This is a genomic window from Micromonospora sp. NPDC053740 (genome assembly GCF_040677775.1).
GTDB lineage: Bacteria > Actinomycetota > Actinomycetes > Mycobacteriales > Micromonosporaceae > Micromonospora > Micromonospora alfalfae.
On sequence record NZ_JBFASO010000002.1, the window covers coordinates 222,781 to 241,837 of the forward strand.

The following is a 19,057-nucleotide window of genomic DNA, read 5'->3' on the forward strand; positions in this document are numbered from 1 at the left end:
GTCAGGCCTCCACCAGGTAGGAGAAGACGCTCTCCAGGGACTCGTCGGACGGCACCAGCTGGCGTACCCGGATGCCCTTGCTCAGCGCGATCCGAGGCAGCGCCCGGGTGAACGCGCCGTAGTCACCGGCCCGCACTGTCAAGCCGGTCGGGTCCAACTCGACCCCGCTCACCGACGCCTCCGCGATCAGCGCGACGGCCAGCGCCCGGTCGTCGGTGGAGCGCACCGCGAAGACGTGCGGGCGGTTGGTCATCAACCGGCGGATGGTCCGGAAGTCGCCGGAGGCGGCCAACCGGCCGGCCACCATCACCTGCACCGTTCCGGAGACCTGTTCGACCTCCTCCAGGATGTGCGAGCTGAACAGGATCGTCCGGCCGGCGTCACCCAGGGTGTGCAGCAGCTGCATCATGTGCAGCCGCTGGCGCGGGTCCATGCCGTTGAACGGCTCGTCGAGCAGCAGCACCTGCGGGTCGTGCACCAGCGCGGCGGCCACCCGGGCACGCTGACGCATGCCCTTGGAGTACGTGCCGATCCGGCGGTCCTGCGCCGACTCCAGCTCCACCAGGTCGATCGCCCGTCGGGCCGCGGCCGCCGGGTCGGGCAGTCGGTGCAGCTTCGCGCTGGCCAGCACGAACTCGTACGCGGTGAGGAAACCCTGCACCGCCTCCCGTTCGCTGACCAGCCCCAGCCGCCGGTAGACGTCAGGGTTGCGCCAGGTCGGCTCGTCGTCGAGGGTGACAGTGCCGCGCGACGGGGCGAGGAACCCGGCCATCATGTGCAGCAGGGTGGTCTTGCCGGCGCCGTTCGGGCCGAGCAGCCCGGTCACGCCAGGCCCCAGGGCCATGCTGATGTCGTTGACCGCGACCACGTTGCCGTACCACCGGGACACCCCGGTCAGGCTCAGCGTGCTCATCAGGAGGCGACCTTCCGGTAGCGGGCCAGCAGGAGGGCTGTCGCGCCGGCGACCAACAGCACCGCGGCCAGGGCGTAGACCGGGCCGAACCCGCCGATCATCATCTCGCCCGGATCGCCCTCGACCAGCAGGTCACCCAGCGACCAGATGCCCACCCCCTGCACCAGCGTGGAGGGCGAGGCGAGCCCGGCCAGCTCGTTGGCGGCGCGCGACGGCAGGATGCTCAGCACCCCGACGATCGGGGTGGTCATCAGGAAGACCGCCACCACCCCACCGGCGGCGAAGGCACGCTTGCCGGTCAGCGAGGCGACCAGCAGCCCGACCGAGGCGAAGACCACAGCCCACAGCCCGGCGTAGAGCAGCCCGGGCAGCAGGTCGAGCAGCTCGTTCCACACCCCGCGCATGCCCTGCTTGGTGGTGAAGGCGGCACCCAGGAACATCAGCAGCTGCGGCCCGCCGAGCAACAGCCAGAGGGCGGTGACCAGCGCCAGCAGCTTGGCCAGCGCGTAGTCGGAGCGCGGCAGCGGCCGGGAGAAGTACAGCGGCAGCACACCGCTGCGCAGGTCCCGGGAGACCAGCTCCGGGGCGACGACCGCGACGAAGAAGATGACAAGCCAGCTCATCGCGTCGGCGAACTGGGCGTACGTGGCGACCGGCTCGCCGATCTGGCTGCGTACCGCGGCCAGGGCCACCGCGACCAGGGCGACGATGCCGACCACCAGCCACGGGAAGATCTTGGCCTTGGCGCTGCGCCCGAGACCGAACGCGGTCCGCAGACCGTGCAGGTAGAGCGCGCCGAAGACCTGCCGGCGGCCGAGCCTCGGACCTTCGTAGCGTTGGTAGCCGATGTCGTGGATGACGCCTGTCGGCGTGGCGCGCACGGCGGTGGTGGACGGCTCAGGCATGAGTGAGCTCCCTCGTGGCGAAGAGTTCGGCCACCCGGTGCCGGCGCTGGTCGAGTCGGTGCAGTGGCAGGTCCAGTTCGGCGACCGCACCGAGGATCAGGTCGTAGGTGTCGTCGTCGGCGAGCGGCACGAGCAGCAGTCGCCCGTCCCGGGCGACAGGCAGTTTCAGCTCGGCGAGCCGGGCGGCCAGTTCCTCGGTGCCCTCGCTGACCTCCACGGCGAGCACGTCGGTGGCAGAGGTCATCGCGGAGATGTTGTCGGCGCGCAGCAACCGGCCGCCGTCGATGGCGATCAGCGTGTCGCAGATCCGCTCCACCTCGCCGAGCAGGTGCGAACAGACCAGCACGGAGATGCCGAACTCGGTGCCGATCCGGTGTACCAGGGCCAGCATGGCGTCGCGGCCGGCCGGGTCGAGGCCGTTCGTCGGTTCGTCCAGCAACAGCAGGTCGGGGTCGTGCACCAGCGCCTGGGCCAGCTTGACGCGCTGCTTCATGCCGGTCGAGTAGCCACCGACCGGGCGATAGCGCTCCTCGTAGAGCCCCACGTGCCGCAACGCCTCCGAGGCCCGCTCGCGAGCCGCGGTGCGGGGCAGCCCGCTCATCCGACCGAGGTGGGTGACCAGTTCGGCGGCGGACAGGTCCGGTGGGAGGCAGTCGTGTTCCGGCATGTAGCCGACCCGGCTGCGGACAGCCGCCGGGTCTGCGGTCGGGTCGATGCCGAGCACCGAGACCTGACCGCTGGTCGGTGCGATCAGGCCGAGCAGAATCTTGATCAAGGTGGATTTACCGGCGCCGTTCGCGCCCACCAGGCCGATGATCCCGGGCTCGACGGCGACGGTGAGGTCGGCCAACGCGGTGACCCGACCTCCGTACGTCTTGGTGAGCGACTGGGTCGCGATCAGTGTCACGCGTCCAGCGTAGGGAGTCGATGCCCGGCAGGGACACCGGCACGCCCCCGGCACTCCCCTGATCCTTTCCCCGCCGGACCCCTAAGGTCCCCCGCTGCGGCTCACGCCACGTTTCCGCCGGTCCCGCACTCGACCCGACCCCGCCTTGGGAAAGACCCGTCCAAGGTGACACCATTCACCTCCCGTTCACCAGGCGGCTCGACCCGCCCGGTGATCGACCGACGACGCGGGAGGGATCCTGATGGCCGAGGTGGGCGTCCCCAAGGTGAGCGTCGTGGTGCCGGCGTACAACTGCGGTTCACACATCGAGAAGCTCGCTGCCTCGCTGCTGCGCCAGTCACTGCCCGCCGACGAGTTCGAAGCCATCTTCGTCGACGACGGCTCGACCGACGGCACCGCGAAGCGGCTGGACCGGCTGGCCGCCGAGCACCCGCACATCAGGGTGCTGCACATCGAGAACTCCGGCTGGCCGTCGCGGCCGCGCAACCTCGGCGTCGAGCACGCCCGCGGCGAGTACGTCTTCTTCGCCGACGACGACGACTGGTTCGCCGACGAGGCACTGGAGCGGCTCTACGCCTGCGCGAAGGCGAACGACGCCGACATCGTGGTGGGGAAGATGGCCGGGTACGGACGCCCGGTGCCGCGGGAGCTGTTCCGCAAGAACCGCTTCGACGCCACCCTCGGCAACTCCCCCCTTGTCGACAGCCTGACCTGTCACAAGTTGTTCCGGCGGTCGTTCCTCAACGAGCATGATCTGCGGTTCCCGGAGGGCGGCAAGCGTCGGCTGGAGGACCACTCGATGGTCATCCGGGCCTACTTCCTGTCCCGGCGCACCTCAGTGCTGTCCGACTACGTCTGCTACCACCACGTCCAGCGGGGCGACGCGCGCAACGTCACAGCGGGCGAGCTGGACCCGGCGAGCTACTTCGCCAGCGTGCGGGAGGCGCTGGACGTGGTGGACGCCAACACCGAGCCGGGCCCGCTGCGGGACCGGCTGCACCGGCGCTGGATGCGCAACGAGATGCTCAGCCGGCTGCGCGGCAAGCGGCTGCTGAACGCTCCCGAGGCGTGGCTGGAGCAGGTCGCGCTGGAGATCCAGAAGATCATCCAGGACCGCTTCGCTCCGGGCGTCGCCGGTGGTCTGCCGCCCCTGCTGCGAGCCGTGGCGTACCTGGCCGAGCAGGGGCGCGTCGCGGACCTGCGCAGGCTTGCCCGCTGGGAGGCGGGCATCGCCGCACACGGCACTGTCGATGAATTCCAACGTGTCGACCACGCCGTCACGGTGACCGTCGCCGCCGAGCTGCGCGCCGCGGACCAGCCTGTCGGGTTCCGCGCCGACGATGGCCGCGACGTGCTGATGCTCCCGATGGAGGAGGTCACCCCCGAGGTGCTCGACGCCACCGCGCAGGTGCGCAAGGCCCGCCTGGACCTGGTGGCCCGCCACCGGGAGACCGGCGCCGAGATCTTCATTCCGAACACTTTCCAGACCGAGCGGATCACCGGTACGACCGGAGCGGACACCGTCCACCTGGTGCACCGGGCCACCGCCACCATCGACTTCGCCGCCCTCAACGGCGGCCGGACCAGGGGCAGCTGGCAGCTCAAGGCCCGGATCACCAACGTGGGCTGGACCGAGGACGCGCGGCTGCCGTTGGTGTTCATCTGCCGGGCCGACGGCTCGCGACCCCGGATCCGCGACGAGCGGAAGGTGTGGAACCGGGTGCGGTCCGCGGTAGGCCGACGGATCAAGCGCTGATCCGCCCGCGGGGGTCTTGGAGTGGCGCCCTCGACCGATGGGCGGTCGGCTGCGAAACTGTGTGCCGGTCAGCGAGTGGGGGGTGTGGATGAGCAACGGCTGGGTGCTGCCCGACGAGGTGCTACGGGACGCACCGGCGTACACGCCACGTCCCGGTGAGCTCGCGGATCTGGAGCTGCTGCTGACCGGCGCGTACGCCCCTCTGACCGGTTTCATGACCCGCGCCGACCTGGTCTCGGTCAGCCGACGCGGCCGGCTGGCCGACGGCACACCGTGGCAGGTCGCTGTCGTCCTCCAGGTGCCGGCCGCCCTGGCGCAGAGCTTCGATCCGCGCGACCCGGCCCGCCGGGCGCTCGTGCTGACCGACGGGGAGGGCGCACCGACGGCCGCCCTGGACGTGGCCGACGTCTGGCCGGTCCGCGAGGGCGTGGCGGGAGTGGGCGGCCAGGTTCGGCGGCTGGGCGACGGGGGGCACGGTCCGTTCCAGCGCCTGCGGCGTAACCCGGAGGAGGTCCGTGCGCTGCTGCCCCCGGGGCGGGTGCTCGGGGTGATCGCCGACCGGCCGCTGCATCGTCCACAGCTCGCCCAGATCGCCCACGCCGCCCGCACCCTGGCCGCTCACCTGCTCGTGATGATCCCGGTCGGCGAGGGCGGCGCAGACGGGCTTCCGCCGGAGGCGCTGGTCCGCACGATCTTCGCCGCGCGGGACCGGATGCCACCCGCCACCCTGGTCGCGGTGCCGCTGTCGCACCGACGCGAGGAGATCAGCGACGCGCTGCTGCGCGCCCGGGTCTCGGCCGCGTACGGGGTCACCCATCTGCTCTCCACCGGGGAGATGCTCTCCGGCGCCGGGCTGCGGGTGCTGGTGCCGCGCGAACTCGCCTACGACAACCGGGACGGGCAGTGGCGTTGGCGGGAGGACATCCCACCGCGCAACCGCCGGCTCGCGCTGACCCAGCCGGAGATCGACGACCTGCTCGACCGGGGTTTCCCGCTGCCGGAGTGGCACACCCCGCCCGCTGTGGCACGGGAGTTGGCCCGGGCCCGGCCGCCGCGTCGGCAGCGCGGGCTGGTGGTTTTCCTGACCGGTCTCTCCGGCTCCGGCAAGTCGACGATCGCCCGAGGGCTGGCGGACGCGTTACGGGAGAGCGGCGACCGCACGGTGACCCTGCTCGACGGGGACGTGGTGCGCCGGGAACTCTCCGCCGGGCTGGGCTTCAGCAAGACCGACCGGGATCTCAACGTCCGGCGGATCGGCTGGGTTGCCGCCGAGATCGCCCGGCACCGTGGGGTGGGCATCTGTTGTCCGATCGCCCCGTACGCGGCGGCCCGGGCTACCGCCCGGGAGATGGCCCTCGCCGCCGGATCGGGTTTTGTGCTGGTGCACGTGGCCACGCCACTGGAGGTGTGCGAGCGGCGGGACCGCAAGGGCCTGTACGCGCGAGCGCGGGCCGGCCTGCTCACCGGGATGACTGGCATCGACGACCCGTACGAGGAGCCGACCGACGCCGATCTCGTGCTCGACACCACCGACCTGAGCGTGGCGGACGCGGTGCAGGCAGTGCTGCACCATCTGACCGAGACCGGCTGGGTGGAGCTGAAGATCGCCACCGCCTGAGGCGTCGCCGTACCCGTTCCTTCCACAGCTGAGCGGCACGCGCTAGTGTTCATCTTTGTTGGAACACGTTTGACCGCGTGAGGGTACGTGGAGGCTCGGGGAGGCACGGCGGATGCTCGCTCAGCAGCGGCAGGCTGCCATCCTGGAGCGGGTCCGCTCGACCGGCGGCGTCCGGGTCAGCGAGTTGGCAGCCGAGTTCGGCGTGTCCGACATGACCATCCGGCGCGACCTCGATGCGCTGCACGAGCGCGGCCTGCTGGCCAAGGTGCACGGCGGCGCCACCACGACCGGGCCAAGCTCGACCGACGAGCCGGGCTTCCGCGCCAAGTCGGTCCGCCAACTGCCCGAGAAGGCCGCCATCGCCGACCGGGCCGCTCAGCTGGTCCGCCCGGGAGCGGCGGTCGCGCTCTCCGCCGGCACCACCACGGCCGAGCTGGCCCGCCGGCTGGTGGACGTGCCCGAGCTGACAGTGGTGACCAACTCGCTGCCGGTGGCCGAGATCATGCACGCCGGTGGCCGCCCGGACCAGACGGTGGTGCTCACCGGCGGCGTACGCACACCGTCGGACGCGCTGGTCGGTCCGCTCGCGGTCGGGGCCGTCCGGTCACTGCACCTGGACCTGCTCTTCCTGGGCGTCCACGGCATCACCGAGCGGGCCGGCTTCACCACCCCGAACCTGATGGAGGCGGAGACCGATCGGGCGCTCGTGGCGGCGGCGGACCAGCTTGTGGTGCTCGCCGACCACACCAAGTGGGGCACCGTCGGCATCTCCTCGATCGTCGGGTTGGCGGCGGCCCACGTACTGGTCAGCGACGACCGGTTGCCTCCACCCGCACGACGGGTACTCGGCGAACACGTGGGCGAATTGATCATGGTGAAGGCAACAGGGGGCGGGCCGCGTGACGCGCACGCCGACAACTGAGGGGACGGCGCCGTGAAGCGCACCGCGATCAACCTGGCCGACGGCCGGGAGCTGATCTACTTCGACGAGCGCGACGACGCGGTCCGCGACCAGCCGGACCGCAGGGACCTGCCGCCACCTCCCCCCGCGTCGCAGCTGCGCTACGACCCGTTGACCGACGAGTGGGTGGCGGTCGCCGTGCACCGGCAGACCCGCATCTTCCTCCCGCCGGCGAACGAGTGCCCTCTCGACCCTTCGGTGGGCGACCGGCTGACCGAGATCCCCGCACCCGACTACGACGTGGTGGTCTTCGAGAACCGGTTCCCGTCGCTGAGCGGTCGGGTGGCCGAGGAGCCCGGGGAGATCACCCCGTTCACACCGGTCCGGCCGGGCCTCGGCAGGTGCGAGGTGGTCTGCTTCACGTCGGATCACGACGCCTCCTTCGCCAGCCTGCCGCCGCGCCGGGTCCGCACGGTGCTGGACGCCCTCGCCGACCGGACCGAGGTGCTCGGCGCGCTGCCCGGCGTCGAGCAGATCTTCTGCTTCGAGAACCGGGGCGTTGAAATCGGTGTCACGCTGCACCATCCGCACGGCCAGATCTACGCGTACCCCTTCGTGACGCCGCGCACCCGCGCGCTGCTGGCCGCGGCGCGCCGGCACGCCGAGCGGACCGGCGGGGGCAACCTGTACGCGGACGTGCTGGCCGCCGAGCGCGCCACCGGCGACCGGGTGGTCACGGAGAACGAACACTGGACGGCGTTCGTCCCGGCGGCCGCCCGCTGGCCGTTCGAGGTGCACGTCGCACCGCACCGCGTGGTACCGGACATCCCGGCGCTCAGCGACAGCGAGCGGGACGCCTTCGGGTCGCTCTACCTGGATCTACTGCGCCGCTTCGACGGCCTGTTCGACATGCCGATGCCGTACATCTCGGCCTGGCACCAGGCTCCCGTGCGGGTCGACCGCGAACTGGGCCACCTGCACCTACAGCTGTTCAGCATCCGACGGGCCACGGACAAGCTGAAATACCTGGCGGGCTCCGAGTCCGGGATGGGCGTCTTCATCAACGACATCGCTCCGGAACGCGCCGCCGACCTGCTGCGCGCCGCCTGAGCGTGGCGCGCAGCCTGAGCGTGGCGGGAAACAGGGCGCGGGGGGCCCGGGACAGGGCCCCCCGCAGGGAAGGGACGGCTGGCTGTGCACGGCACAGCCGGGAAGGCTGGCTGATCGGCGCACGGGTGCCGCGGGTCGACCGTGGTCAACCTTCCTGGACGCGACTGGCATCTCGTCCATCCTGGTCAACGAGGCGCGCCGGCCGCAGTGACGCCGATCGGCGCGGCGGCGCTTGACACGCCGAAGCCCGCCGGCTGAGGTGCCGGCGGGCTTCGATGACGCGGTACGCCTGGATCAGGCAGCGATCTTGCGGGCCAGGTTCTCGTCGAGCGCGTTCATGAACTCGTCGGTGGTCAGCCACGGGGCGTCGCGCGAGATGAGCAGCGAGAGGTCCTTGGTCATCTGGCCGCCTTCGACGGTGTCGACGATGACCTGCTCCAGGGTGTTGGCGAACTCGGTGACCGCCGGCGTGCCGTCCAGCTTGCCCCGGTGGGCCAGGCCCCGGGTCCAGGCGTAGATCGACGCGATCGGGTTGGTCGACGTCTTCTCACCCTTCTGGTACTGCCGGTAGTGCCGGGTGACGGTGCCGTGGGCGGCCTCGGCCTCGACGGTACGACCGTCCGGGGAGAGCAGGACGGAGGTCATCAGACCCAGCGAGCCGAAGCCCTGCGCGACGGTGTCGGACTGCACGTCACCGTCGTAGTTCTTGCAGGCCCAGACGTAGCCGCCCTCCCACTTGAGCGCGGCGGCGACCATGTCGTCGATCAGCCGGTGCTCGTAGGTGATGCCGGCGGCGTCGAACTCGGCCTTGAACTCGTTCTCGAACACCTCGGCGAAGAGGTCCTTGAACCGACCGTCGTACGCCTTGAGGATGGTGTTCTTGGTGGACAGGTAGACCGGGTAGTTGCGGTCCAGCCCGTACCGGAAAGACGCCCGGGCGAAGTCCCGGATCGACTCGTCGTAGTTGTACATGCCCATGGCGATGCCGCCGCCGGGGAAGTTGGCGACCTCCATCTCCATCGGCGCGCCGCCGTCGGCCGGGGTGTAGGTGATGGTCACCGTGCCCGGGCCGGGGACGACGAAGTCGGTGGCCTTGTACTGGTCACCGTGGGCGTGCCGGCCGATGATGATCGGCTTGGTCCAGCCGGGGACCAGCCGCGGCACGTTGGACATGATGATCGGCTCACGGAAGACGACGCCGCCGAGGATGTTGCGGATGGTGCCGTTGGGCGACCGCCACATCTTCTTCAGGCCGAACTCCTCGACCCGGGCCTCGTCCGGAGTGATGGTCGCGCACTTGACGCCGACGCCGTGCTCCTTGATGGCGTTGGCGGCGTCGATCGTGACCTGGTCGTCGGTCTCGTCGCGGTGCTGGATCGACAGGTCGTAGTAGTGCAGGTCGACGTCGAGGTAGGGCAGGATCAGCTGCTCCCGGATCTGCTTCCAGATGATCCGGGTCATCTCGTCGCCGTCGAGTTCTACGACCGGGTTGTTTACCTTGATCTTCGCCATCGGCCGGCGCTCCTCTCGGGGGACACGTGCTCAAGCAGTACGAGCGTACTGCAATTGGGCCGGCAGCCCCCAGCCGGCCTCTACCGGCCGGCGGAACCGGGCTGCGCGGAACAGGAATGCCCTGGAATCATCGTCCGATGCCACTGAACCGCACCCTCGGGTCTATCACGGTCACCGCGCTCACCGACGGTGAGGGTGCCTTCTTCCAGCCTCGCGCGGAAGCGTTTCCGCAGGCCACAGCGGCACACTGGGCGGAGGCCGACCGGCGCGACCCCGGCTCGGTGACCGCCGACGGGCAGTGGTGGCTGCCATTCCGCAGCTTCGCGATCCGCGCCGGCGACGGGCCTGTCACGCTTGTCGACGCCGGGATCGGCCCAGCCGACGCACCCGCCGCGAGCTGGGCGCCCGTGCCCGGGCGACTGCCCGCCGAGCTGGCCGCAGCGGGCATCGACCCCGCCGATGTCGACACTGTCGTCCTGACCCACCTGCACAGCGACCACATCGGCTGGGCGGTCACCGGCACGCCGGGGCGGCCGTACTTCCCGAACGCGAGCTACCTGCTGCAACGCGCCGAACTCGACGCGGCGGAGACGCTCAACCCGGGGCTCCCGGCCGGCCTCATCGCGCCCCTGCGCGCCGCCGGCCAGCTCCGGGTGGTCGACGGCGAGACCGCCCTCACCCCAGCGGTACGTCTGCTGCCCACCCCGGGCCACACGCCCGGTCACCAGTGCGTGCTCCTGACCTCGGCCGACGAACGGATGCTGCTCACCGGGGACCTGCTGGTGCACGTTCTGCAACTCGTCGACCCCGACCTGGCGTACGCCCACGAGGAAGACCCGGAAGTCGCCCGCACCTCGCGGCTGACCGCCCTACGTACCCACTCCCCCACCGTCCTGGCCACCCCCCACCTCGGCACCCCCTTCACCACCCATCCCAGCCCTCGTTGATCAAGAGGTTTGCGTCACCACAACCGCGATTCCTGACGCAAACCTCTTGATCAACCGGGGCGGGTGGGGCTGGGTGGGGTGGGGCGGGTGGGGGGCTGGACGGCGAAGGGCGCGCCGGGTTTGCCGGCGCGCCCTTCGCTGATGCTGTGTTTCGGGAACTACATGCTGGAGATGTCGCCCTGCTTGGCGCGGACGGCTTCGGCAGCCTCCAGGAGGCTGGCGCGCTCGTCGGCGTCGAGGTCGGTCTCGACGACCCGCTTGACGCCCTCGGCGCCGATCTCGGCCTCGACACCCAGGTAGACGCCGGAGATGCCGTACTCGCCGTCGACCCAGGCGCAGACCGGCATGACCTCGCCGGAGTCCTCCGCGACGGCCTTCGCCATCCGGGCCGCGGCGGCGGACGGGGCGTAGTAGGCCGAACCGGTCTTGAGCAGCGCGACGACCTCGGCGCCACCGTTGCGGGTCTTGACGACCAGCTCCTCGATCTGCTCGGCCGGCATGGCGTCGCGCAGCGGCTTGCCGTTGACGGTGCTCTTCGACGGCACCGGGACCATCGTGTCGCCGTGCGAGCCGAGGGTCAGCGTGCGTACCGAGGCCACCGGCACGTTCAGCGCCTCGGCGACAAAGTTGCTGAACCGGGCGGTGTCGAGCATGCCGGCCTGGCCGAGCACCCGGTTCTTCGGGAACTGGGTGGCGAGCTGGGCCAGCGCGGTCATCTCGTCCAGCGGGTTGGAGACCACGATGACGACGGCGTTCGGGGCGTACTTGGCGACGTTCTCGGCGACCTGGCGGACGATCTTGGCGTTGGTCTCCAGCAGGTCCATCCGGCTCATGCCGGGCTTGCGCGGCAGACCAGCGGTGATCACGACGACGTCGGAGCCCTCGATGCTCTCGTAGCCCTCACCGTTGGGGCCGGTGGTCACGCCGACCACCTTGGTCTCGAAGCCCTCGATGGCCCGGGACTGGTTGAGGTCGAGCGCGAGGCCCGCGGGCTTGCCCTCCACGATGTCAGTGATCACTACGGTGTCGAAGACGTCGTACTCGGCCAGGCGCTGTGCGGTGGTGGAGCCGTAGAAGCCAGCCCCGACGACAGTGACCTTCTTACCCATGGTCGTCCCACTCCCTGATACCAGTCGGTTTTCCGGACCGTATCAGTCATCCTGGCACCGATCAGGCCAGGGGCGGCGGCCATCGCCGGGATGGGGCGAACGTCACCGCCGTCTGGTTCGGCGTCGCCGAGGCGCGGGTCAGCCGCGCTCGGCGCGCTCGACGACGTTGGTGAGCAGCATGGCCCGGGTCATCGGGCCCACGCCGCCGGGCATGGGGACCAGCGCGCCAGCCGTCTCGGCCACCTCCGGGTCCACGTCGCCGGTGTAGCGGCCCTTGCCGTCCGCGCCGATCACGCGGGTGATGCCGACGTCCACCACCACCGCACCGGGGTTGATCATGTCGGCGGTGAGCAGACCCGGTACGCCGGCCGCGACGATGACGATGTCGGCGGCCCGGGTGTGCGAGGCCAAATCGAGGGTGCCGGTGTGGCAGAGGGTGACAGTGGCGTTCTCGCTGCGCCTGGTGAGCAGCAGGCCGAGCGGTCGGCCAACAGTGTTGCCGCGACCGACCACAGCGACGGTGGCCCCGCGCAGCGCCACGTCGTGCCGGCGGAGCAGCTCGACGATGCCGCGCGGCGTGCACGGCAGCGGACCGTCGTAGCCGAGCACGAGCCGACCCAGGTTGACCGGGTGCAGGCCGTCGGCGTCCTTGTCCGGGTCGATCAACTCCAGCACCCGCTGGGTGTCGAGGTGGCCCGGCAGCGGCAGTTGGACGATGTAGCCGTGGCACGCCGGGTCGGCGTTCAGCTCGGCCAGTACGTCGTCGACCTGCTGTTGGGTGGCGTCGGCCGGCAGTTCGCGGCGGATCGAGGCGATGCCCACCTCGGCGCAGTCGCGGTGCTTGCCGTTGACGTACGCCTGGCTGCCCGGGTCCGCCCCGACCAGGACCGTGCCGAGCCCGGGGATGATGCCGCGTTCCGCGAGTGCCTTCACCCGGATGCGCAGCTCGTCCTTGATCTCCGCTGCGGTTGCCTTGCCGTCCAGAAGCGTCGCCGTCACGACCGAATCGTCTCACGACCACCGCCCGCGGATCAGACGACCTCGCTCGGGCCGTCCGCCGCCCAGTGCTGCCGGGTTGCCGTCGGGCGGCCCGGGCCATGGTGGGGTGGCTGCCGCTGGAGTAACCGTGTGTGAGGTGTCGCTAGTCACTTTCGGTGACGATTTGTGGATTCGATCACGGTCGAACCAGACAGAGCGGGGCGGAAATGCGGAGATGGGACGGCCACCCCAGGCGGTGTCGAGGCGGCCAGGCACGGCCGAACGCACTGTCATTCGCCGGGATTTTCGCAGCTCAACGTCAATACGCCCGGTTTGGGGTAGCAGGTTCACTCGTTCCCGACAACTGAGGTAACCCCGGACTGTTACCCACCCGCAACCGCGTCGTTGTCGAAGCCCCGTCGCCGACCTACCGTTACCGCTTGTTGCGCAGCGTAACCCAGCGTCGGGCCTGACTGCGCAGCGTGAGGAGATGAGGAGGCTCAATGCGAGTTCGTAGACTCGCCGCCTGGACCGCCCTCCCGCTCGCGGTGACGCTGGGCCTCGCGGCCTGCGGCAGCGGCGGAGACGGTGGATCCGGTGGCAGCGACAGTTCGGTGGTCAGCATCCAGATCGCCGAGCCGAAGCACCTGGTTCCCACAAACACCACCGAGACGTCCGGATCGCAGGTGATCGCCGGCCTGTTCAGCCCGCTCGTCGACTACGACGCCCAGAACAAGCCGTACGAGGTCGCCGCGCAGTCGATCACCTCGTCCGACAACAAGGTCTGGACGATCAAGATCAAGGACGGCTTCACCTTCCACAACGGTGAGAAGGTCACGTCCCAGAACTACATCAACGCCTGGAACTACGGCGCGTACGCCCCGAACGGTCAGGACACCAACCCCTTCTTCGAGAAGATCGCTGGTTACGCCGACCTGCAGGACAAGGCGCCGAAGGCCAAGGAGATGTCCGGCCTGAAGAAGGTCGACGACCTCACCTTCACAGTGACGCTCTCGGAGCCGTACATCGACTTCAAGACGACGCTGGGCTACAACGCGTTCTTCCCGATGCCGGACGCCGCGTTCTCGGCGCCGGGCGTGCTCAAGGACTCCTACGAGCAGGCGCCGATCGGGCAGGGCCCCTTCAAGATGAAGGGCACCTGGCAGCACGACAGCAAGATCGACGTCGAGCGCTACGACGCGTACCCGGGCGAGAAGCCGAAGGTCAAGAACATCGAGTTCCGGATCTACCAGCAGCTCACCGCGGCCTACGCGGACGTCCTGGCGGACAACCTGGACGTGCTGCCCACGATCCCGACCGAGAGCCTGAGCACCGCGCCGAGCGACCTGGGTGACCGGTACAAGACCAGCCCGATGTCGTCGTTCCAGTTCCTCGCGTTCCCGACGTTCGACAAGGACTACAGCAACCCGGACGTGCGCAAGGCCATCTCGATGGCGATCGACCGTGACGAGATCACCAAGTCGGTCTTCAAGGGTTCGCAGACGTCGGCGCGCTCCTTCGTCGCTCCGGTCCTGCCGGGCTACCGGGAGGACACCGCTGGCAAGGCCGCCGAGTTCAACCCGACCGAGGCCAAGAAGCTCTACCAGGCCGCCGGCGGTCCGGCGAAGATCGTCATCTCGTACAACGGCGACGGCGGGCACAAGGACTGGGTCGACGCCACTGTCAACCAGCTCAAGGCCAACCTGGGCGTGGACGCGGTCGGCTCGGTCGAGCCGAAGTTCGCCGACCTGCTGACCAAGGTCGAGAAGAAGACGCCGGTGGGTGCGTTCCGGATGGGTTGGGTCATGGACTACCCGACCATGGAGGACTACCTCGGCCCGCTGTACAGCACGAACGGCTCGTCGAACTACTACGGCTACAGCAACCCGGAGTTCGACAAGCTGGTCAAGGAGGGTTCCGCCGCCAAGACGCAGGACGAGGCGATCGCCAAGTACCAGCAGGCGGAGGACATCCTGGCCAAGGAGATGCCGGTGATCCCGCTCCGCTTCGGCGAGAACGTGTTCGGCCACTCGTCCAAGGTCAAGAACGTGGAGATGGACCTGTTCCAGCGGGTCAACCTCGTCAAGATCGAAGCAGCCAGCTGAGCTGACCATGGTGCGGGCCATCCGGGCGACGAAGCCCGGGTGGCCCGGACCGCACCACCGGGGCCGGGCCGCAGCAGCGGACCCGGCGTCGGTGGTGCCGGCTCCCCCGGGCCGGACGGAACGTCTCGGATATTTCGGGTACGACCAGAGATGCCGTCCTGCGACCCTTTCGCACATTTCCGGAGAGACTGCTAAGCATGTTCCGCTACATCCTGCGGCGCCTACTGCAGATGGTCCTGGCGTTCTTCGGGACCACCCTGATCGTCTACGCGCTGACATTCGCCGGGCAGGGCGACCCGATCCAGGCGCTCGCCGGCGAACGGCCGGTGACGCCAGCGCAGCGGGCCTACCTGACCGAGAAGTACCACCTGGATGCCACTGGCGTCGGCGGCTTCTTCTACCGCTACTTCGACTACGTGAAGAACCTGCTCCAGGGCAACCTGGGCGAGTCACTCACCGGTCGGAACATCGGAGACATCCTTCAGCAGGCCTGGCCGGTCACAGTGCGGCTCGCGCTCATCGCGCTCGCTGTGGCGATCATCTTCGGCGTCACCGCCGGGGTGCTCGCGGGCATCCGCCGGGCCAGCATCTTCGACAACTCGACGCTGGTGCTGACCCTGCTGGTGCTGGGCATCCCGACCATCGTGCTGGCGCCGTTGGCGCAGTACTTCCTCGGCGTCAAGTGGCAGCTCTTCCCACCCACCGCCGGCTCGGACCCGACGTTCTACGCGCTCCTGCTGCCGGGCATCGTGCTCGGCTCGCTGTCGCTGGCCACCGCCCTACGACTCACCCGGGCCTCGGTGGCGGAGAACCTGCGCGCCGACTACGTCCGGACCGCCCGGTCAAAGGGCCTGGTCAAGCGGCGCATCGTCGTCGTCCACGTGCTGCGCAACTCGCTGATCCCGGTGGTCACCTTCCTCGGTGTGGAACTGGGCAACCTGATGAGCGGCGCGATCATCACCGAGGGCGTCTTCAACATCCCCGGCGTGGGCTTCAACCTCTTCCGCGGCATCCGCACCGAGGACGGCCCCCTGGTGGTGGGCATCGTCAGCGTGCTCGTCGTGGTCTACCTGGTCTCGAACCTGGTGGTGGACGTCCTGTACGCCGTACTCGACCCGAGGATCCGCTATGAGTGAGCGCAGCGAACGAATCATCAGCGCAGCGTGCTTGGGCTCTCATGCCGGCGCCGAGCGCAGCGAGGTGCAGGCATGAGTGACTTTGAGACCGTGGCGGCCACCGAGAACCAGGCCGCGCGACGTGGCCCCTCCGGAGAGCCGGGCACGCCCAACCAGATCGGCGCCGCGCAGAAGCCCCGCAGCCTGGCCGGGGACGCCTGGCGTGACCTGCGCCGCAACCCGATCTTCTGGATCTCGCTGGCGCTGGTCGTCATCTTCAGCCTGATGGCGCTGTTCCCGGGGGTCTTCACCGCCAACAGCCCGAGCGACTGCCTGCTCTCCCGGCAGCACGCCGGGCCGTCCGGCGGGGCCATCTTCGGGTACGACTTCCAGGGCTGCGACACGTACTCCCGGGCGGTCTACGGCACCCGCGCGTCGCTGCTGGTCGGCGCGCTCGCCGCGCTCGGCACCGGCATCATCGCGCTGGTGATCGGCATGTTGGCCGGTTACTTCGGCCGCTGGGTCGACGCGGTGCTCTCCCGGGTGATCGACGTGGTGCTCGGCATTCCGCTGCTGCTGGCCGCGATCGTGCTGCTCAAGCGGGTGTCCAGTGACAGCCAGTGGGCTCGGATCGGCGCTGTCGTCTTCGTGTTGGCTCTCCTTGGCTGGACCACCGCCGCCCGCGTGGTCCGGTCCTCGGTGATCACCGCGAAGGAGCAGGACTACGTCGCGGCGGCCCGGATGCTCGGCGCCGGCAACAGCCGGATCATGTGGCGGCACATCCTGCCGAACTCGCTGGCCCCGGCGATCGTCGTGCTGACCATCGCGCTCGGCTCGTTCATCGCGGCCGAGGCCACGCTCTCCTTCCTGGGCATCGGCCTGAAGGCGCCCACCATCTCCTGGGGCCAGGACATCGACACCGGCCGGATCCACATGCGGGAGGCGGCCACCCCGTTGATCGTCCCGTCGGCCTTCCTGGCGCTGACCGTGCTGGCGTTCATCATGCTCGGCGACGCGATCCGTGACGCCTTCGACCCGAAGCTGCGGTGAGAACCTCATGACCGTCAATCCAACTCCCGCCTCTGCCACACCAGAGGGCGGTCACCTGCTGGAGTTGCGGGACCTGCACGTCGAGTTCCGCACCAACGAGGGTGTCGCCCGGGTGATCAACGGCGTGTCGTACCACCTGGACGCCGGCGAGACCCTTGCCGTGCTCGGCGAATCCGGCTCGGGCAAGTCGGTCACCGCCCAGGCGATCATGGGCATCCTGGACACCCCGCCCGCGTTCGTCCGCTCCGGCCAGATCCTCTACCAGGGTGAGGACCTGCTGACCCGCTCCGAGGAGCAGCGGCGGCAGGTACGTGGCAAGGAGATCGCGATGATCTTCCAGGACGCGCTCTCCGCCCTCAACCCGGTGTTCCCGGTCGGCTGGCAGATCGGTGAGACGCTGCGCCAGCGCGCCGGCATGTCCCGAGCCGACGCTCGACGTCGTGCCGTCGAACTGATGGATCTGGTCAAGATCCCGGGTGCCGCCAAGCGGATCGGCGACTACCCGCACCAGTTCTCCGGCGGCATGCGGCAGCGCGTCATGATCGCCATGGCGTTGGCGCTGGACCCGAAGGTGCTGATCGCCGACGAGCCCACCACGGCCCTCGACGTGACAGTGCAGGCCCAGATCATGGACCTGCTGGCCGACCTGCGCCGGGAACTCAACATGGCGATGATCCTGATCACCCACGACCTGGGTGTGGTCGCCGGTGTCGCGGACCGGATCGCTGTCATGTACGCCGGCCGGATCGTCGAACACGCCGACGTCCGCTCGCTCTACAAGGCGCCCGCCCACCCGTACACCAAGGGGTTGTTGGAGTCGATCCCGCGCCTGGACGTTCGCGGTCAGGAACTGTCGACGATCAAGGGGTTGCCGCCGAACCTGATGCGCATCCCGTCCGGCTGCCCGTTCCACCCCCGGTGCCCGTACGTCCAGCAGGTCTGCGTGGACGAGGTGCCGCACGACCTGGTCCTCGGCGACGGCCGGACCAGCGCTTGCCACTTCGCGCAGGAGGTCCGTGATGACAGCGTCGCCAGCTAACCCCACCAAGGTCCGCGGCGAGACCATCCTCTCCGTCGACAACCTGGTGAAGCACTTCCCAATCACTCAGGGCGTGCTGTTCCAGCGACAGATCGGGGCGGTGAAGGCCGTCGACGGGGTGAGCTTCGAGCTGCGTCGGGGCGAGACGCTCGGCGTGGTCGGCGAGTCGGGCTGCGGCAAGTCCACCCTCGCCCGGCTGCTGATGCGGTTGGAGACGCCCACCTCCGGACGCGCCACCCTGGAGGGCAAGGACCTGTTCAAGGCTTCCGGGGGTGAGCTGCGCCGGCTGCGCCGCAACATGCAGATGGTGATGCAGGATCCGTACACCTCGTTGAACCCGCGGATGACGGTCGGCGACATCATCGGCGAGCCGTTCGAGATCCACCCGGATGCCGCGCCGAAGGGCAGCAAGGCCAAGCGGGTCCAGGAGCTGTTGGACCTGGTCGGGCTCAACCCGGAGCACATCAACAGGTACCCGCACCAGTTCTCCGGCGGTCAGCGTCAGCGCATCGGCATCGCCCGCGCCCTCGCGCTGAAGCCCGAGGTGATCGTCTGCGACGAGCCGGTGTCGGCGCTCGACGTCTCCATCCAGGCCCAGGTGATCAACCTGCTCAAGCAGCTACAGGGCGAGCTGGGGCTCTCGTACATCTTCATCGCGCACGACCTGTCGGTGGTGCGGCACATCGCCGACCGCGTCGCGGTGATGTACCTCGGTCGGATCGTCGAGATCGGCACCGAGGACGAGATCTACGAGCGGGCCACCCACCCGTACACCCAGGCTCTGCTCTCCGCGGTGCCGGTGCCGGACCCGGAGGCCCGCGACCAGCGCAACATGATCCGGCTGGTTGGCGACGTGCCCAGCCCGGCCGACCCGCCGAGCGGGTGCCATTTCCGGACCCGCTGCTGGAAGGCCCAGGACATCTGCGCCACCGAGGACCCCAAGACGGTCCCGAGGGCAGCGGACCCCCACCCCTCCGCCTGCCACTTCGCCGAACTCCGCCCAGCCACCCCGGCCTAACGCCCCCCGCGGTTGATCATGAAGTTATTGCCCTGACACGCCGACGTGCAGGGCAATAACTTCATGATCGACGG

16 protein-coding genes are annotated in these 19,057 nt (G+C 69.6%); 10 read left to right on the forward strand and 6 right to left on the reverse strand.

The annotated features are described in order from the left end of the window. Position 1: 1 nt before the first annotated feature. The 3 genes from AB0K35_RS05610 to AB0K35_RS05620 are packed head-to-tail and all read right to left on the reverse strand — an operon-like array spanning position 2 to position 2,725. Positions 2-913, reverse strand: coding sequence for an ABC transporter ATP-binding protein (locus tag AB0K35_RS05610; RefSeq protein WP_350858020.1), 912 nt, complete (start codon positions 911-913; stop codon positions 2-4). After that, the gene (locus AB0K35_RS05615; RefSeq protein WP_238668315.1) at positions 913-1,818 is read right to left on the reverse strand and encodes an ABC transporter permease; all 906 of its coding nucleotides are present in this window, start codon (positions 1,816-1,818) and stop codon (positions 913-915) included. The genes AB0K35_RS05610 and AB0K35_RS05615 overlap by 1 nt, the downstream gene beginning before the upstream one ends. Continuing rightward, entirely contained in the window at positions 1,811-2,725 is a 915-nt protein-coding gene (locus AB0K35_RS05620; RefSeq protein ID WP_238668316.1) for an ABC transporter ATP-binding protein, read from the reverse strand. Before AB0K35_RS05620 ends, AB0K35_RS05615 begins: the two co-directional genes overlap by 8 nt. A gap of 241 nt (positions 2,726-2,966) precedes the next feature. Here AB0K35_RS05620 and AB0K35_RS05625 point away from each other — a divergent pair, with 241 nt between their 5' ends. The 4 genes from AB0K35_RS05625 (at position 2,967) to galT (ending at position 8,110) form a co-directional block, all read left to right on the forward strand. Next, complete coding sequence (locus tag AB0K35_RS05625; RefSeq protein ID WP_363883954.1) at positions 2,967-4,481, forward strand: glycosyltransferase family 2 protein; 1,515 nt, start codon at positions 2,967-2,969, stop codon at positions 4,479-4,481. Positions 4,482-4,569: 88 nt separating this feature from the next. Further along, complete coding sequence (gene cysC / locus AB0K35_RS05630; protein ID WP_238668318.1) at positions 4,570-6,099, forward strand: adenylyl-sulfate kinase; 1,530 nt, start codon at positions 4,570-4,572, stop codon at positions 6,097-6,099. A gap of 112 nt (positions 6,100-6,211) precedes the next feature. Further along, a complete protein-coding gene (locus AB0K35_RS05635; protein WP_363883956.1) occupies positions 6,212-7,021 on the forward strand; it encodes a DeoR/GlpR family DNA-binding transcription regulator in 810 nt (269 codons plus the stop codon). Positions 7,022-7,033: 12 nt separating this feature from the next. Then, positions 7,034-8,110 (forward strand): galactose-1-phosphate uridylyltransferase, encoded by a 1,077-nt coding sequence (gene galT / locus AB0K35_RS05640; protein WP_363883958.1) that lies wholly within the window; start codon positions 7,034-7,036, stop codon positions 8,108-8,110. A 294-nt stretch (positions 8,111-8,404) separates the two neighbouring features. On the opposite strand, the gene AB0K35_RS05645 is transcribed toward galT, so the two are convergent. Further along, a complete protein-coding gene (locus tag AB0K35_RS05645) occupies positions 8,405-9,622 on the reverse strand; it encodes an NADP-dependent isocitrate dehydrogenase (protein WP_238668321.1) in 1,218 nt (405 codons plus the stop codon). Positions 9,623-9,759: 137 nt separating this feature from the next. Between AB0K35_RS05645 and AB0K35_RS05650 the strand changes: the two genes are divergently transcribed. Then, entirely contained in the window at positions 9,760-10,569 is an 810-nt protein-coding gene (locus AB0K35_RS05650; protein ID WP_363883960.1) for an MBL fold metallo-hydrolase, read from the forward strand. A gap of 158 nt (positions 10,570-10,727) precedes the next feature. Here AB0K35_RS05650 and AB0K35_RS05655 read toward each other — a convergent pair whose 3' ends face one another. Next, positions 10,728-11,678 (reverse strand): malate dehydrogenase, encoded by a 951-nt coding sequence (locus AB0K35_RS05655; protein ID WP_112583765.1) that lies wholly within the window; start codon positions 11,676-11,678, stop codon positions 10,728-10,730. Between the two features lie 138 nt (positions 11,679-11,816). Then, positions 11,817-12,677 carry a bifunctional methylenetetrahydrofolate dehydrogenase/methenyltetrahydrofolate cyclohydrolase gene (locus AB0K35_RS05660; protein WP_363883962.1) on the reverse strand — a complete coding sequence of 287 codons (861 nt, stop codon included), beginning with the start codon at positions 12,675-12,677 and terminating at the stop codon, positions 11,817-11,819. 482 nt (positions 12,678-13,159) lie between these two features. On the opposite strand from AB0K35_RS05660, the gene AB0K35_RS05665 reads away from it, so the two are divergent. The 5 genes from AB0K35_RS05665 to AB0K35_RS05685 all read left to right on the forward strand — a co-directional run bounded on the left by AB0K35_RS05665 (position 13,160) and on the right by AB0K35_RS05685 (position 18,983). After that, a complete protein-coding gene (locus tag AB0K35_RS05665) occupies positions 13,160-14,761 on the forward strand; it encodes an ABC transporter substrate-binding protein (RefSeq protein WP_238668324.1) in 1,602 nt (533 codons plus the stop codon). Positions 14,762-14,958: 197 nt separating this feature from the next. Then, on the forward strand, positions 14,959-15,897 hold the full coding sequence (locus tag AB0K35_RS05670; RefSeq protein ID WP_238658631.1) for an ABC transporter permease: 939 nt from the start codon (positions 14,959-14,961) through the stop codon (positions 15,895-15,897). 72 nt (positions 15,898-15,969) lie between these two features. Next, positions 15,970-16,926: an ABC transporter permease gene (locus AB0K35_RS05675; protein WP_238668325.1), complete on the forward strand. Its 957-nt coding sequence runs from the start codon at positions 15,970-15,972 to the stop codon at positions 16,924-16,926. Positions 16,927-16,933: 7 nt separating this feature from the next. Beyond that, positions 16,934-17,965 carry an ABC transporter ATP-binding protein gene (locus AB0K35_RS05680; RefSeq protein WP_238668326.1) on the forward strand — a complete coding sequence of 344 codons (1,032 nt, stop codon included), beginning with the start codon at positions 16,934-16,936 and terminating at the stop codon, positions 17,963-17,965. Then, complete coding sequence (locus AB0K35_RS05685) at positions 17,946-18,983, forward strand: dipeptide ABC transporter ATP-binding protein (RefSeq protein WP_238668327.1); 1,038 nt, start codon at positions 17,946-17,948, stop codon at positions 18,981-18,983. The genes AB0K35_RS05680 and AB0K35_RS05685 overlap by 20 nt, the downstream gene beginning before the upstream one ends. Positions 18,984-19,057 lie beyond the last annotated feature (74 nt).